Annotated in this window: 14 protein-coding genes and 2 pseudogenes; 9 read left to right on the top strand and 7 right to left on the bottom strand. The window is 35.2% G+C overall.

Annotated elements, in window-relative coordinates:
* Positions 1–5 precede the first annotated feature (5 nt).
* Complete coding sequence (locus tag KTI78_RS10140) at positions 6–1,373, top strand: amidohydrolase (RefSeq protein WP_262446016.1); 1,368 nt, start codon at positions 6–8, stop codon at positions 1,371–1,373.
* A 58-nt stretch (positions 1,374–1,431) separates the two neighbouring features.
* Here the strand turns inward: KTI78_RS10140 and KTI78_RS10135 are convergent, their stop codons facing one another.
* Entirely contained in the window at positions 1,432–2,439 is a 1,008-nt protein-coding gene (locus KTI78_RS10135) for an AraC family transcriptional regulator (RefSeq protein WP_262446015.1), read from the bottom strand.
* Between the two features lie 217 nt (positions 2,440–2,656).
* Here KTI78_RS10135 and KTI78_RS10130 point away from each other — a divergent pair, with 217 nt between their 5' ends.
* Positions 2,657–3,682, top strand: coding sequence for a fatty acid desaturase (locus KTI78_RS10130; RefSeq protein ID WP_224993406.1), 1,026 nt, complete (start codon positions 2,657–2,659; stop codon positions 3,680–3,682).
* Between the two features lie 100 nt (positions 3,683–3,782).
* Here the strand turns inward: KTI78_RS10130 and KTI78_RS10125 are convergent.
* The 4 genes and pseudogenes from KTI78_RS10125 to KTI78_RS10110 form a co-directional block, all read right to left on the bottom strand.
* Positions 3,783–3,893: pseudogene (locus KTI78_RS10125) on the bottom strand (LysE family translocator); the annotation flags it as partial.
* The gene (locus tag KTI78_RS10120) at positions 3,847–4,260 is read right to left on the bottom strand and encodes a putative phage abortive infection protein (RefSeq protein ID WP_262446042.1); all 414 of its coding nucleotides are present in this window, start codon (positions 4,258–4,260) and stop codon (positions 3,847–3,849) included. The gene KTI78_RS10120 and the pseudogene KTI78_RS10125, both read right to left, overlap by 47 nt.
* A gap of 387 nt (positions 4,261–4,647) precedes the next feature.
* Entirely contained in the window at positions 4,648–4,929 is a 282-nt protein-coding gene (locus KTI78_RS10115; protein ID WP_262446014.1) for a hypothetical protein, read from the bottom strand.
* A gap of 161 nt (positions 4,930–5,090) precedes the next feature.
* Positions 5,091–6,242, bottom strand: coding sequence for a hypothetical protein (locus KTI78_RS10110; RefSeq protein ID WP_262446013.1), 1,152 nt, complete (start codon positions 6,240–6,242; stop codon positions 5,091–5,093).
* Between the two features lie 230 nt (positions 6,243–6,472).
* On the opposite strand from KTI78_RS10110, the pseudogene KTI78_RS10105 reads away from it, so the two are divergent.
* The 4 genes and pseudogenes from KTI78_RS10105 to KTI78_RS10090 form a co-directional block, all read left to right on the top strand.
* Positions 6,473–6,913 (top strand): annotated as a pseudogene (locus KTI78_RS10105) (LysR family transcriptional regulator); the annotation flags it as partial.
* Positions 6,914–7,277: 364 nt separating this feature from the next.
* Entirely contained in the window at positions 7,278–8,264 is a 987-nt protein-coding gene (locus tag KTI78_RS10100; protein ID WP_262446012.1) for a DUF1852 domain-containing protein, read from the top strand.
* Positions 8,265–8,285: 21 nt separating this feature from the next.
* Positions 8,286–9,329 carry a methionine synthase gene (locus tag KTI78_RS10095; RefSeq protein WP_005803291.1) on the top strand — a complete coding sequence of 348 codons (1,044 nt, stop codon included), beginning with the start codon at positions 8,286–8,288 and terminating at the stop codon, positions 9,327–9,329.
* Between the two features lie 185 nt (positions 9,330–9,514).
* Positions 9,515–10,006 carry a flavin reductase gene (locus KTI78_RS10090; RefSeq protein ID WP_016142102.1) on the top strand — a complete coding sequence of 164 codons (492 nt, stop codon included), beginning with the start codon at positions 9,515–9,517 and terminating at the stop codon, positions 10,004–10,006.
* Between the two features lie 53 nt (positions 10,007–10,059).
* Here the strand turns inward: KTI78_RS10090 and KTI78_RS17655 are convergent, their stop codons facing one another.
* Positions 10,060–10,476: an NF045616 family extracytoplasmic (lipo)protein gene (locus KTI78_RS17655; protein ID WP_410374416.1), complete on the bottom strand. Its 417-nt coding sequence runs from the start codon at positions 10,474–10,476 to the stop codon at positions 10,060–10,062.
* A 698-nt stretch (positions 10,477–11,174) separates the two neighbouring features.
* Between KTI78_RS17655 and KTI78_RS10080 the strand changes: the two genes are divergently transcribed.
* The 3 genes from KTI78_RS10080 (at position 11,175) to KTI78_RS10070 (ending at position 13,026) form a co-directional block, all read left to right on the top strand.
* The gene (locus KTI78_RS10080; RefSeq protein WP_262446011.1) at positions 11,175–11,759 is read left to right on the top strand and encodes a TetR/AcrR family transcriptional regulator; all 585 of its coding nucleotides are present in this window, start codon (positions 11,175–11,177) and stop codon (positions 11,757–11,759) included.
* Between the two features lie 122 nt (positions 11,760–11,881).
* Positions 11,882–12,409, top strand: coding sequence for a hypothetical protein (locus KTI78_RS10075; protein ID WP_262446010.1), 528 nt, complete (start codon positions 11,882–11,884; stop codon positions 12,407–12,409).
* Positions 12,410–12,486: 77 nt separating this feature from the next.
* Complete coding sequence (locus tag KTI78_RS10070) at positions 12,487–13,026, top strand: hypothetical protein (protein ID WP_262446009.1); 540 nt, start codon at positions 12,487–12,489, stop codon at positions 13,024–13,026.
* Here the strand turns inward: KTI78_RS10070 and KTI78_RS10065 are convergent.
* On the bottom strand, positions 13,009–13,809 hold the full coding sequence (locus KTI78_RS10065) for a tetratricopeptide repeat protein (RefSeq protein ID WP_262446008.1): 801 nt from the start codon (positions 13,807–13,809) through the stop codon (positions 13,009–13,011). The genes KTI78_RS10070 and KTI78_RS10065 overlap by 18 nt on opposite strands.
* Between the last annotated feature and the right edge of the window lie 19 nt (positions 13,810–13,828).

Raw genomic sequence — 13,828 nt, 5'->3', positions numbered from 1 at the left:
ACTACATGAATAAAATATTCAAAAACAGTCTATTTTTAGGTTTGTCGACTTTTATTGCAGGTTATGGAACGGTTCTGCATGCAGAAGCAAGTCCAACAGCTTTACCTACAGTTTCACAAAAAGCGTTAACGATTATTGATGGGCAAACAGAGTGGTTAAATAAGGTCTATAAAGACATTCATGAACACCCTGAACTCGGGTTTATGGAAACGCGAACCTCTACCATTGTTGCCAAAGAGCTTAAGTCATTAGGTTTTGACGTTAAAACGGGAATAGCCAAAACAGGGGTGGTCGGCATTTTAAAAAACGGTGACGGGCCAACGGTCATGTACCGTGCCGATATGGATGCCAACACAGTTCAAGAAGCCACAGGTTTACCCTACGCAAGTAAAGTAAGGGTAAAACTCGATGATGGAACCGAAACACCTGTAGCACATATGTGTGGTCATGATGCCCATGTGACATGGATGTTGAGTATGGCAAAAACTCTAGTTGCTTTAAAAAAGGAATGGAGTGGAACTATTATTTTAGTCGCGCAACCTGCTGAAGAACCGGTAACGGGGGCAAAAGCTATGGTGAGCGATGGTTTATGGACCAAATATAACTTACCAAAACCTGATTATTTCTTTGCAGTTCACACTACCCCTGCACCTGTGGGAACGATAATTAACGCACCGGGTCCACGAATGGCAGGAACCGATCAACTTGATATTCTATTTAAAGGGGTGGGTGGACATGGGTCACTTCCATATTTAACCAAGAACCCAATTAGCATGGCGGCCAATGCCATTACCCAATATCAAACCATTATGGGTAACGCAGTGAATACTCAGCAACCTGCTGCTTTATCTATTGGTTCAGTTCAAGCTGGAAACTCAAATAACGTGATTCCTTCAACCGCGTTAGTCAAAATGAATATGCGCTGGTTTGACCCGAAAGTGCGTGAAACCATGTTAAATAATATTAAGCTCATGAGTGAAGGCGCGGCCGAAATGCAGGGGATGGGTAAAGATCAATTACCTACTTTAACGCTCAAAGGTTCAACCAACCCAGTCATTAATAACAAAGAGTTTTCTGCACGTTTAAATGGGCCGTTAAAAGCATTGTTAGGTGATAAGCAAGTTTTAACCGACTTTCCTCCATTTATGGGTTCGGAAGATGTTCATCACCTCTTAGGCGACCAAAAAGACATTCCTTTTAACTTTATGTTTATTGGCGTGGCGGACCCAGTTGTATTTGCCAATGCAGTAAAACAAGGAAAACCTGTGCCTTATATTCCACATAGTCCTAACTATATTGTGGACTTAAAGGCCTTGCCAGTGGGGGCCAAAGTCACAACGGTTTCCATGTTAGAGCTGCTCACTAAAAAGTGAACTGACCATAAAAAAGATGCATTCATATGCATCTTTTTTTGCTTAAAGTTTTAAAAAATTAAGAGCAAGCCAGATGTTTTTCTCGATAGTGGACGGGCGATAAATTGGTCCAGCGACGGAACGCACGTGTAAAGCTACTCACGTCGGTAAAGCCAAGAATATAAGCAATTTCAGTAATATTATGGCTTGAGTTTTTAATATACGACAAAGCCAGTTCATGCCGAGTTTGATCAAGTAGCTCACTATAAGACGTGTTTTCTGCGGAGAGTTTCCTTTGCAAGCTACGAATACTTAAACCTAAGCTTTTCGCAATTTCTTGCTGTTGAAAATCACCCGTCGATAATTTTTCAATAAGTTTCACTTTCACCCGTGCCAATATATTTTCTTTATCAAACCGAGCCAGATAACGATTAATAATCTCATCATATTCTTGAGTGAGGGTTGGATTTGCACCTTCTAGTGGCTGTTCAATGGTGGCTGTATCAAACACAATCATGTCTTTGGGTGCATTAAACACGATCGGGGCTTTTAAAATACTTTTAAACGTTTCCAGATCTTCCGGTTCCGAACGCCTTAACTCAATGCGTAACGGTGAAAAAACAGATCCCTGTAATGCACGGCTTGAGCGAATAAAAACGGAAATAAAAGCATCTATTGATTCGGGTTGAACTTCGTCCGGAACATGAATAACGAAATAATGATTTTTGCCATCTCCATAAAATTCGAGTTCAGGAATGTCCGTTACCACACGAAAATAACGAATAATTCTTAAGAACATTTCTTTTAAGGTGGTGCTGGTAATCAGTGAATGCCCTAACACATGAAAAGTATTTTGATTTGCTTGGTTGGCAACTTTAAGGCCAAAACATGAATCTTGAGTTTTCTGAACTGCTAGTTTCCATAAATTTGCTGTTTGTTTTAATGAATAACGTGCATCAGGATTACCGAGAGCCTGAATATCTAAACCTGCTTGTTCTAATAAAGGTTGACTATCAACACCGGCTTTTTCGAGCGCTTTTTGAATCGCTTTCACCCAGCTAGCCAGTGCCGTTGCTGTCTGTGGCATGTTATGTCCTATAACTTGTGACTCATATTCCTGTGAACAGTATAAAAGATTTCAAAACTAAAAAATCTTTTGTTTGTTTTGAATCTTTCTATTTTGGCATCCATAGCCAATAGATTGGCGTTTCGAGCTAAGCACACCTAAAGCGATCTAAATAAAGTAGGGACATGAAAAAACTGAGGAATAACGGATGACCTACATTTATAAAAATCCTGCCGGAATGACCGATAGCGAAAAAACAGAGCATATTAAAAAAGTAGTAACCGCAGAAGGTGTGGCTTTACGCAAACGCCATCCTATTTTGAACCATCAAAATGCCATTGGAGCGATGATTTTATTGATATCTTTGGTGGGTATGATTACGGCTGCCATGCTCTATATCAATCATCAACTTTCAGCTTGGTTTGCAATTCCGATTATTGCTTTTTTTGCATCGCTCACCCATGAGTTAGAGCACGATTTAATTCACTGGATGTATTTTAGAAAGAAACCATGGGCACATCATTTAATGATGGGATTAGTCTGGTTAGCTCGACCAAGTACTATTAACCCGTGGAAACGTCGCGAACTGCACTTTAACCATCATAAAAACTCGGGTACTGAAGTCGATTTAGAAGAAAGAGCTTTAACCAATGGCGAAAAGTGGAACATACGTCGACTTATCGCGATTGGTGATAATGGTTTTGCAGTTTTACTACGCATTATTGCCTCAAACAATTGGGCGGTTAGAAAAGTCATTTTTAAACGTGCTTTTTTAGCTTATTTCCCGCTTGGCATTATTCACTGGTCACTGTGGTATATCTTTTTAGGATTTCACGCAATTGACGCAGTTTCGGGGTGGGCAAATGCACCAATTGCTTGGTCGGCGACCACTTTAAATATCATGCATGTGATTAATATTTTGACTGTGGTTTGGATTGCACCAAATGTGCTGCGTACCTTCTGCTTGCACTTTGTGACCAGCAATATGCATTACTATGGCGATGTTGAATTGGGCAATGTCATTCAACAAACTCAAGTATTAACGCCGTGGTGGATGATGCCATTCCAATTGTTTTGCTTTAACTTTGGTTCAACGCATGCCATCCATCATTTTGTAGTGAAAGAACCATTTTACATTCGCCAAATGACCGCGCCAGTTGCCCATAAAGTCATGCGTGATATGGGCGTACGGTTTAACGATGTCGGTACTTTTAAAAGAGCAAATCGTTGGAACGTAAATGATTTATCAGAGTCAAAAAGTTAAGAAATAGCTGTTTATCTTACTCAAATGGACTAAGTTCTCTATGAAGAAATTGGTCCATTTATCATAATTTCACTATACAGTTTCTTAAAAATAACTAGCTCTACTGAAACTTGGTAAAAAGCAAAATCACACCTAACACACATAAAATTGAACTAATCACCCTATTAATCTGTACTTGCTTGGCTAACATTTTTTGTCTCAGTAGCTTCATTTGGGGTAAAAGTTCTAAAAGCATTAGTATCATATAAGTGAGAAAAAATTTGATATGGTATCTCATAAAGAGTGCTATCAAAATTGGCTAATAAACCATATTTATTTATATAGCGATAAAGTTTTGAATTATAGAAACCATAAGTTGCAATAATAACTAACTCATCATGACTTATATAGGATTTTAAGAAAGCAATATCTGTTTCTATATTTTTAGGATTTGCTTTTTTATCGATTAAATCTAAAATATTAGTAATTAATTCAAAATATAAGGTTGCTTCAAACAAATTATCAGAACGTTCTGAAGCATCGTGATAGAAACTTTTTATAAAGCTTCTGTAAGCATCCAGTACTTCTGATGGAGTCATTTCATCAGTAATAAATATATTTAAAGTATCTGCACTTCTTAAAATATTTTTACTATAAAAAATAAAACATTCTTGTTTTTTATATGAATGCCCATTATGTGAATCTTTAAAGTAAAATAAATTAATTTTATTAGTTTTTTCATCTAATAATTTGAATAAAAGTGAATAAAAGCTTTGTTGAGCTAATAATTCTGATTGTTGCTTTGTAATATTTCTTTGAGACTCAGCAATTTCATTTGCTTTTGTTATTTCATCTCTTTGTGCAGCTAATTCTTTTCTTTGTTCTTGTAATTCTCTTCGTTGCATAAATAATGAAATTAATAATAGAGCAAAAGCCCAACCACTAAATAAAGTATTTAAAGAACCATACATATCACCATAAGTACCTTATTTTTCACCTATTTTTTGTGCATATGATTTCTTTTCATCATAGGGAAAATCAATGGCGTTATTCTGTTCAAAAGGAACAGTAACTGGTGTTTTTTCTTGATCAATTTCTCGTAAGATATCAGGATAAATTTTCCAGATGTAACCAATTAACACTAGAGCAGCAAATATTGAAAGGATTTCAATATTTTGCCATCTGCGTTCTTTACGTTCAACTTCACTTTCTTCTTTTTTTTTGATCATATCCATCTCTAATAAATAGTAAATAATAGAATTAAACATATAAAATTACCTTTCAATCAGTCATTCAGATAAACTTTCTTATAGGTAAATCATCAATAATTGGCTTAGAGAAGTTTATTAAAAAAACTATAAAGGTTTGTTTCCACCTTTTGATTTTTCGAATAGTTCTAAAATCAATATCTAATTTAACTTTCATAATTTTATAGCACATCACTCGGTTTAATTGGTTTACTTAATAATGCATTAATAGTTTTAATAGCTTCAGTTGTAGCTTTGGTCTGCTCACTTACATTGCTGTTATCACTCTTTTTATCATTATAGAGCTCTTGGCCAAAAAACTTATCAGCCATTTTTATACGCATTTCCCGCCGATCTTTTAGCTCTAAATCTGCTATATAGAATGGTAAAGCAGCCAATTCTGCACTTACAATCTTAGCTTTATACGCGACTTGACGATGTTTTGCTGATTCTCTAGCAAAATACCAACCCGGTGCTGTTAATAAAAGCAGGAAGATTGTTCTTACAAAAAATAAAATACTAATTGGAGATGTTTGAAATTTATTTATTTTAAAATAATTAATTATTCCTTCAATAGTTGGTAATAGAAAATTAATTAATGCAAATATAGCAATTATCAAAAAAACTAAAATTGCATATTTTCTATATTTGTCAGCTAATGCATATTCCGTATTATAAATTTCTGCATAAATTTCTTTGGTATGATCATTATAATTTTGTTCGGTATAAATCTTAAAATTGGAATTGTTAATTTTAAATTCTTCAAGAAGACCTTCCATTTGCTTTGATTTATCTAATGTTTTTTTTAATTCTTCATTAACTCTATTAATTTCATTTTCTATCTTCTTTGACTCAATTGCATTGTCATAAATAAGTTTAATACTTTTAAACTCTGGAGTCATTGATAAATAAAGACTAGTAGTTTCTATACGAGCAAATCTTTTACTCTGTTTAACACTTAAAAACTCACTAATTTCTTTTTGAATTTTGATAATAGAGGGTAGGTCTTCCTCATCCCTTAATATTTTTGTATCAAATATATTTGATGTAAATGGTAAAATTCTATTTAACCTTATACACCAGTCTTCCAACTTAAGATTAGTGATTTCTGTCGGTTGAAAAAACAGTGGAATTTGACTGATGTTATAAGCAGTATCATCAAAAATTTTATATAAAGTATGAGATTCAGAACTCTGAGATTCTATTTCTTCTTCTCCATATGCCATATTTCTTAAAATTAGAAAAGTTTTATAAAGTTCTAGAATACAACTTTTATATTTAATGGGTTCTATATTTTTATTTGGATTTTCAAAAGAAAAGTTTTCATCAGGCATTTTATTGAATTCCAAGTTCTAAATTAAAAGTTCTATTATAATATAGACTTAACCGCACACCATCGACAATGTGGAGAAGCACAGCAAAATCGGTGACAGAGGTGGTGATCCCTTTAATTCAAAAAACAGCATAAAATATCTGTTTTAAAGCGGCTTTTTTGCCTAAAAAGTCTGATCGACTATATTTATTATGGCAGATCGGGCAGGGCAGCTTTTAGCTGGATGTTATATTCTGCCGAAATGACTTTGCTTGGGGAGAGCATATTTATAGCGAGAAAATTGCCGATGAATATATCGCTCTAGTTCAAGCAACCAAGCCATCGGAAACCAACGACGTACTCATTTCGACTTCTAGACCGAATTTTTTTAAAAGCATGAGTCGTATTACTGAATTAAAGCAGAGTTTGAAAGGGTACACCAAAGTTGAACTCGAGCATTTTTATTTATGTTTAGAAGGTTGTTTGGCTGGACTTGGCGCGACAGTCATCTCAATTTATATGATTGAAAAAGAGCTTGAGTGGAACGTACTGCAAAAAATTTCACCTGTTGTGCAAGATAATTCAGCCTATTTTTTACTTTCTCATAGTGCTTTTGAGGAGGATTCACGCAAAACCATATTTTTAGAATGGCTAAAAGCAGAGATGAATGAGAGTCAGCATAATTTACTTTAGTTTGATTCTTTTTAACTTGAATTTTTACTATTAAGTATTTGAAAGTGATAGTTAATATTTAAAATTATTAAGGTACAGTATGAGCACCGTATATTGAATTTCTGTTGTCTAAAATTCCCAAAGATGAAAAATATTTAACTTCATACTTATTTATTAAACCCTAAACATGAATTTCACTCAGTTTGTAATGAGACTAAATCATTTTTATTCATGTTGTGATTGCGGTATAAATCTATTCATGCTCTGAAGCGCTCCAGTTATTCACTTTGATAAGACCATAAGGCACAAATCTGACCAGTCTGGAAAGTTTAAAAAGAGCAAAAGATTTTTTAGGTTTATCTCAGAAATTAGGGTACTGATCACAATGAGTAAAGAATTTACATTTACGATTAAGAGTATTTGTTTCGATGAGAACTATCGTCCAGCAGACAATACACGTATTACAACCAACTTTGCTAACTTGGCAAGAGGGATGAGCCGCGAAGAAAATTTGCGCAATACATTGCAGATGATCGACAATCGTTTCAATGCCTTAGCTCATTGGGACAACCCTAAAGGCGACCGCTATGGCGTTGAACTTGAAATCATTTCAGTTGAAATGAACATTGATGCCGAAAACCGTGCAAGCGGACTTCCTCTCATCGAAATATTAAAAACCAATATTGTTGATAAAAAGACCAATGAACGCATCGAAGGGATTGTAGGTAACAACTTCTCGTCTTATGTACGTGACTATGACTTTAGTGTGCTGTTGTTAGATCACAACAAAAACAAGTCGACTTTTAGCACGCCAGAAAAGTTTGGTGAATTGCACGGTAACTTGTTTAAGAGCTTTATTAACTCTCAAACTTATAAAGCCAACTTTAAAAAGGCACCAGTGATTTGCTTAAGCGTTTCGACGACTAAAGAGTACCACCGTACTGAAAACGAACATCCTGTTTTAGGCGTGGAATACAAGCAAGAAGACTATTCATTAACTGATGAATATTTCCAAAAAATGGGCTTAAAAGTTCGCTACTTCATGCCGCCAAATAGCGTTGCGCCGTTAGCATTTTACTTTACTGGCGATTTGCTTAGCGATTACACCAACCTTGAGTTGATTAGTACCATCAGTACGATGGAAACCTTCCAAAAGATTTACCGTCCTGAAATTTATAACGCAAATTCAGTGGCTGGAAAATCTTATCAACCAAGCTTGAAACACGAAGATTATTCACTTACTCGAATTGTGTATGACCGTGAAGAACGTAGCCGTCTGGCTATTGAGCAGGGAAAGTTTGTTGAAGAGCAATTTATCAAACCATACCAAGCGATTCTTGAGCAGTGGTCTGCTAATTACGCTCCTAATTAATCAACATACGGGTCATTGATCATGAAAAAATTATTACCAACTTCAACTGCTGGCAGCTTACCAAAACCATCTTGGCTTGCAGAACCTGAAAAGCTTTGGTCGCCTTGGAAACTTGAAAACGAAGGCTTAGCCGAAGGGAAAAAAGACGCGTTACGTTTGGCTTTGCACGAGCAACAACTTGCAGGCATCGACATTGTGAGCGATGGTGAACAAACCCGCCAACACTTTGTGACTACGTTTATTGAACACTTAAATGGCGTAGATTTTGAGAAGCGCGAAACAGTTCGTATTCGTGACCGTTACGATGCAAGCGTGCCATCTGTGGTCGGTGCGGTGTCTCGTCAAAAGCCTGTGTTTGTTGAAGATGCTAAGTTTTTACGTCAGCAAACTGATCAACCAATTAAGTGGGCATTACCTGGCCCAATGACCATGATTGATACGCTTTACGATGGTCACTACAAGAGCCGTGAAAAACTTGCTTGGGAATTTGCAAAAATCTTGAACCAAGAAGCGCGTGAGCTAGAAGCTGCTGGTGTAGATATTATTCAGTTTGACGAACCTGCATTTAACGTCTTCTTTGACGAAGTAAATGACTGGGGCATCGCGACTTTAGAACGTGCAATTGAAGGTCTAAAATGTGAAACTGCGGTCCACATTTGCTACGGTTACGGCATTAAAGCCAACACTGACTGGAAAAAAACACTCGGTTCAGAATGGCGCCAGTACGAAGAAGCTTTCCCGAAACTTCAAACGTCTAACATTGATATCATCTCGTTAGAATGTCACAACTCACATGTGCCTATCGATTTACTCGAACTTATTCGCGGTAAAAAAGTGATGGTCGGCGCAATTGATGTTGCATCTAACCAGATCGAAACACCAGAAGAAGTGGCTAACACATTGCGTAAAGCACTTCAGTTTGTAGATGCTGACAAGCTTTACCCTTGCACAAACTGCGGTATGGCGCCTCTATCACGTGAAGTGGCACGCGGCAAGTTAAATGCTTTAAGTGCAGGTGCAGAAATCGTTCGCCGAGAACTGACTGGTTATGATCTTACTGCTTAATATTTACCAATAAGTGGTATAAAGGGTTACTTTTTTGATGACAGTTGATAATCAAACAAGTAACCCTCATTTTACTTACTACATGTCGCTCTAATTAGATCGCATGTCGATAGTACCTTCCTGATGGAGTTGGGCGGTATAGCAAACACACAGGACAAGGTACGGTTCAATTTAGGAATAATGTCATGGTTCAAGCAACAGACTTTAGAAATGCAATGTCTTTACTCACAAGTGCGGTTAGTGTTGTGACTACGGCAGGCATGTCTGGCCGTTTTGGATTTACTGCCTCTGCTGTTTGTAGTGTGACTGACACACCTCCGACATTATTGGTGTGTATGAACCAATCTGCGAGTTCACATGCACATTTCCTAGATAACAAAATCTTAACTGTGAATGTTTTAGGCGCACAGCACGAACATATTTCAAAAGCATTTTCATCTAAGCTCACGCCAGAAGAGCGCTTTAAACATGGCGCATGGATAGAGTTAGAAACGGGTTCACCTGTGTTGGACGATGCTTTGGTGAGTTTCGATTGTGAGATTGAGCAAATTCAACAAGTCGGCACACACACGATTTTTATATGTCCGATTGTGGCGATTAAACAAAGCCAACATGACCAAAGTTTGGTTTATTTTAACCGTGCTTATCACCAAGTGGGGCAGACAGAGATTGTCTAATCTCACTCGTTTTGTTGTTTCTGAAATGGTGAAATGAGGGCCTAGGAACAAGCCTATTTACAGGTTGTTTCACCAGGTTCCGGTTCTCGAATTTCTAGCTTATTGTTATGTTCTACTACACAAATACGTGTATCAAAAGTTTTGAAGATATCCAAAGTAATGTCATAAACCACATTTTTTTCAAACTCTTTTAGAGGAATTTTTACACAATCTTTTTCTTCTATTGGCAAAGGAACATTGGAATATTCTTTCTCATAAGTGCTTTTGAAGCCGTTTGTATAGTCAACCTTCCCCATAAAAATCAAAAATTTATTATCAAAAGAATAATTCGTTTTTTTAGGGTTATTGGTAAAGGCACATACATAATCCTGATGTAGTGTAACTTCTAATGGAAGAGGGCCTTGGCTACAACCATTCAATAAACACCCAGTTGTTAATAATAAAATGGACTTTGAAGATAGTCTTATCATTTATGATCTCGTAAAGTAGTATAAAAATGATCAAAATCAAAAAGTAAAAAATTATAAGTATTAGCTTACTGTATTTAACTCTTTTTAAAAAATATATAAATACAATTAAATATAATATCTTAAATAATAATTAAGTTAATCTAATGAAAAATAATAAGAAATTTAATCACTTGGCATAAAAGCTACATTGACACTTCTAAACTCTCAGATTATCCTTTGCGTGCTGGCCACATTGCCAGCCGGTTTTAGCAGACCGCATAGTAAGAGCATCAGATTATTCCTTCTGAGGAGTAGTCTCATGTGTATCAATCGTCCCTCGCTCGTTGCGGTAGGACGAGTGAGGGACACCTCCGGGTGTGCTGATTTCTTACTATCAGTCTGCTAACCCTTGCTCGTTCTGCCACCATAATTCTCTAATGCTTTGGCAGAACTCCCAAAATTAGGAGTTGGCTATGCACATCCATTATTTCTTGGCCTTGAGCGCCAAAGGCTATAACGACACAGCTTAAAAATTTAAAGCAGCTTGAACGCCATAAGGTTTTCAGGCTTTAAGTCTTTTTTACTTAAAACTTAGCAATAACAAAACTTGAGATGTGCCAAGCACTGTCTTATGGCTTTGCTGTGCCTTTTTTTCTCCCAAAAAGGGCACAGGCTTTTTATCTCATTTAGAAACAACAAGAATTTATAACGGTAAAACGATGCCAACTTTAGAAATATCTTCCAAAAAATTACAGGTTGTTCAAACCGCTATCCAACTTTTTACCACGCATGGATTTCATAATGCAGGCGTAGACCTGATTATCAAAAAATCCAAAATTCAAAAAGCCACGTTTTATAACTACTTTCACTCGAAAGAACGCCTTGTTGAAATGTGCCTCATCTTTCAAAAAAGTCGACTCAAAGAAGAAGTTCTGGCAATTGTCTATTCACACCGCTACCCAACCGCAGCCGATAAACTCAAAGAAATTGTGCGTTTACATGTCGATGTAAATAGCCTTTACCACCTTTTGTTTAAAGCCATTTTTGAAATAAAACAGCTTTACCCAAGGGCTTATCGCATGGCAGTTGAATATCGAAAATGGCTGCTTCGAGAGCTTTTTGATTTAGTTTTTAGTCTGGAAACCAATGCATTCAAACCCGATGCCAACATGGTTTTAAACTTGATAGATGGCTTGATGCTACAAGTCTTGAGTTCGAATCGTGTAGATGAACGGGATGTGGTGTTGGAGAAGTTTTGGGGGAGGGGGATAAATAACAAGATAGTATATGGTGGCTACAATTAAGGTTATTCAATAAGATTTTATTTTTATGCTAATATTTCTCTGCTAAGGGTATATAAAATATATTTGTATATTATTTTGTGGGTTAATGTGAAATTCGTTATTTTGGTCAGGATATATTAATAATGAAATTATTTATAAAAATTATTTTATCATTATTAGCTGTTTTTCTTATTCTATTAGTTGTAACTTCATCTTTTAATCTGCAATCAAAAGTTTTTAAATTATTACATCCTGACTGGGTTGAATTAGAAGATTATGAAATTTTAGATTATAACGTTTATTGTAAAAGAAAATATTGGCGACGAGGAATGGATAGAAGTGCACGCGGAGATATAAAGTATCAATATATATATCAAAATAAATTTTATAAAGCAGAAGAAAAAGATTTTTTAGTTGTATATAGATTGATAATTTCGGAGAATTGTGATGAGATGAAAGACCAAAACATATCTATATTTAATGAGATAAAGAAAAATAATGAAATAAAAATTTTTATTTCACCAGACACAAAGAAATCGAAAATATTAATAATAAAAAAAGGTTTATCATTTAGAAATTCTTGGATGATAAATCTTATATTAGAAATCCAATTAATAATTTTGGTCTTAATCGGTTTAATTATATATCTGACTGTCACTTCTAAAAAATAATAGAGGACTAATTTACATGTTAATAGTATATAATTATCCGTCATTTGCTAAAAATTAATCTATTATAGTTTTGAGTTATGAATAAATTTTTCTATAGCGGCCTCTATGTTGTGCTGTTTTTACTTGTTGTAATATTTTTTTGTACAAGCATTCCTGCTGCTAAGTTAAAAATCTTTAATGTAACTCATCCAAATTGGATACAGCTAGAAAAATTTCAGATCTTAAATTATGAAATTAAGTGTTCAAGTCCTTGGGGGCGAGGCGGGGACAAAATGGCAAATCTAGCTGTGTCATATCAATATAATTATGGAAATAAAAGCTATTTTCAACAAGACCAAGTTTTTTATAGAATATATAAAACATATATTTTTGAAGGTTGTGATTCTTTTAAAGAAAAAAATAAACAGCTTTTTAATAGAGCTGTAAAAGATCAGACAATAAAATTATTCATAAATGAGAACTCCCCCAATAAAGCTAAGTTATTTCTTACGAATAAAGAATTTAACTATAGATTATCTTGGTTAAGTATTTTCTTTTCAGAAATACAAGGAATTCTATTAACCTTACTTGCGATTGTTACTCTTTATAGTATTTATATGTTATTTAATAGAAGATAACCTTTCTAATGCTTGATCTGCCTCAGGGATATGGTTTTTTGAAGCTTCCATATACCAAAATTTAGCCTTTTCCAAATCAGGGAAAATATTTTCATACATATAAGCTAAATTATATTGTGCTTGAGGAAAGCCTTGCTGAGCTGCTTTAGAAAAATACTCTAAAGCTTTCTTATTGTCTTGGGTAACCCCTTCACCGTCTGCATACATATTACCTAAATTATAGGATGCTTGAGGAAGATTTTGCTGTGCTGCTTTTGAGAAAAGTTCTAAAGCTTTCGTATTATTTTGTGGGACACCATCTCCATTTGCATAAGCATTACCTAAATTATATTGAGCCTTAGCGTAACCTTGTTCAGTTGATAATTCATAAAGCTGTAGGGCTTTTTTTCTATCTTTTTGAATATAAAGACCCTTATCATACATGAGGCCAAGATTATATTGAGCTGCTGCTAATTTTTGGTTAGCTGCACTATCAAAATATTTAAAAGCTTTTTGATAATCTTGGGTTGTTCCTAGACCTTCGAAATACATTCCCCCCAGATCATTTTGTGCTTCAGCTAATCCTTGATCAGATGCTTTTTGAAATAATTCTAAAGCTTTTTGATAATTCTGCTTAACATCTTTACCTAAAAAATATTTTTGTCCTTCCTCATATAATCTCAGAGCTTCTGAAGGTTTTTCTTGTACAAGATTTTGTGACGAGGGTTGCTTGGCACATCCAGATAGTAAAAAACTATTAGATAAAATTAAACACCCAGCAATAATCAATAATTTCGATTTCATCTTTAGTCCAGATTAATAG

Source organism: Acinetobacter sp. WU_MDCI_Abxe161, assembly GCF_025514355.1.
GTDB classification, from domain to species: domain Bacteria; phylum Pseudomonadota; class Gammaproteobacteria; order Pseudomonadales; family Moraxellaceae; genus Acinetobacter; species Acinetobacter pittii_E.
Note: the sequence above shows the minus strand (reverse complement) of the source record. Positions and strands in the feature narration are given on the sequence as shown.

Bases quoted from the DNA above. Each gene is read 5' to 3' on its own strand.
- KTI78_RS10140 (WP_262446016.1), top strand. From the start codon at position 6: ATGAATAAAATATTCAAAAACAGTCTATTTTTAGGTTTGTCGACTTTT.
- KTI78_RS10135 (WP_262446015.1), bottom strand. From the start codon at position 2,439: ATGCCACAGACAGCAACGGCACTGGCTAGCTGGGTGAAAGCGATTCAA.
- KTI78_RS10130 (WP_224993406.1), top strand. From the start codon at position 2,657: ATGACCGATAGCGAAAAAACAGAGCATATTAAAAAAGTAGTAACCGCA.
- KTI78_RS10120 (WP_262446042.1), bottom strand. From the start codon at position 4,260: ATGACTCCATCAGAAGTACTGGATGCTTACAGAAGCTTTATAAAAAGT.
- KTI78_RS10115 (WP_262446014.1), bottom strand. From the start codon at position 4,929: ATGTTTAATTCTATTATTTACTATTTATTAGAGATGGATATGATCAAA.
- KTI78_RS10110 (WP_262446013.1), bottom strand. From the start codon at position 6,242: ATGCCTGATGAAAACTTTTCTTTTGAAAATCCAAATAAAAATATAGAA.
- KTI78_RS10100 (WP_262446012.1), top strand. From the start codon at position 7,278: ATGAGTAAAGAATTTACATTTACGATTAAGAGTATTTGTTTCGATGAG.
- KTI78_RS10095 (WP_005803291.1), top strand. From the start codon at position 8,286: ATGAAAAAATTATTACCAACTTCAACTGCTGGCAGCTTACCAAAACCA.
- KTI78_RS10090 (WP_016142102.1), top strand. From the start codon at position 9,515: ATGGTTCAAGCAACAGACTTTAGAAATGCAATGTCTTTACTCACAAGT.
- KTI78_RS17655 (WP_410374416.1), bottom strand. From the start codon at position 10,476: ATGATAAGACTATCTTCAAAGTCCATTTTATTATTAACAACTGGGTGT.
- KTI78_RS10080 (WP_262446011.1), top strand. From the start codon at position 11,175: ATGCCAACTTTAGAAATATCTTCCAAAAAATTACAGGTTGTTCAAACC.
- KTI78_RS10075 (WP_262446010.1), top strand. From the start codon at position 11,882: ATGAAATTATTTATAAAAATTATTTTATCATTATTAGCTGTTTTTCTT.
- KTI78_RS10070 (WP_262446009.1), top strand. From the start codon at position 12,487: ATGAATAAATTTTTCTATAGCGGCCTCTATGTTGTGCTGTTTTTACTT.
- KTI78_RS10065 (WP_262446008.1), bottom strand. From the start codon at position 13,809: ATGAAATCGAAATTATTGATTATTGCTGGGTGTTTAATTTTATCTAAT.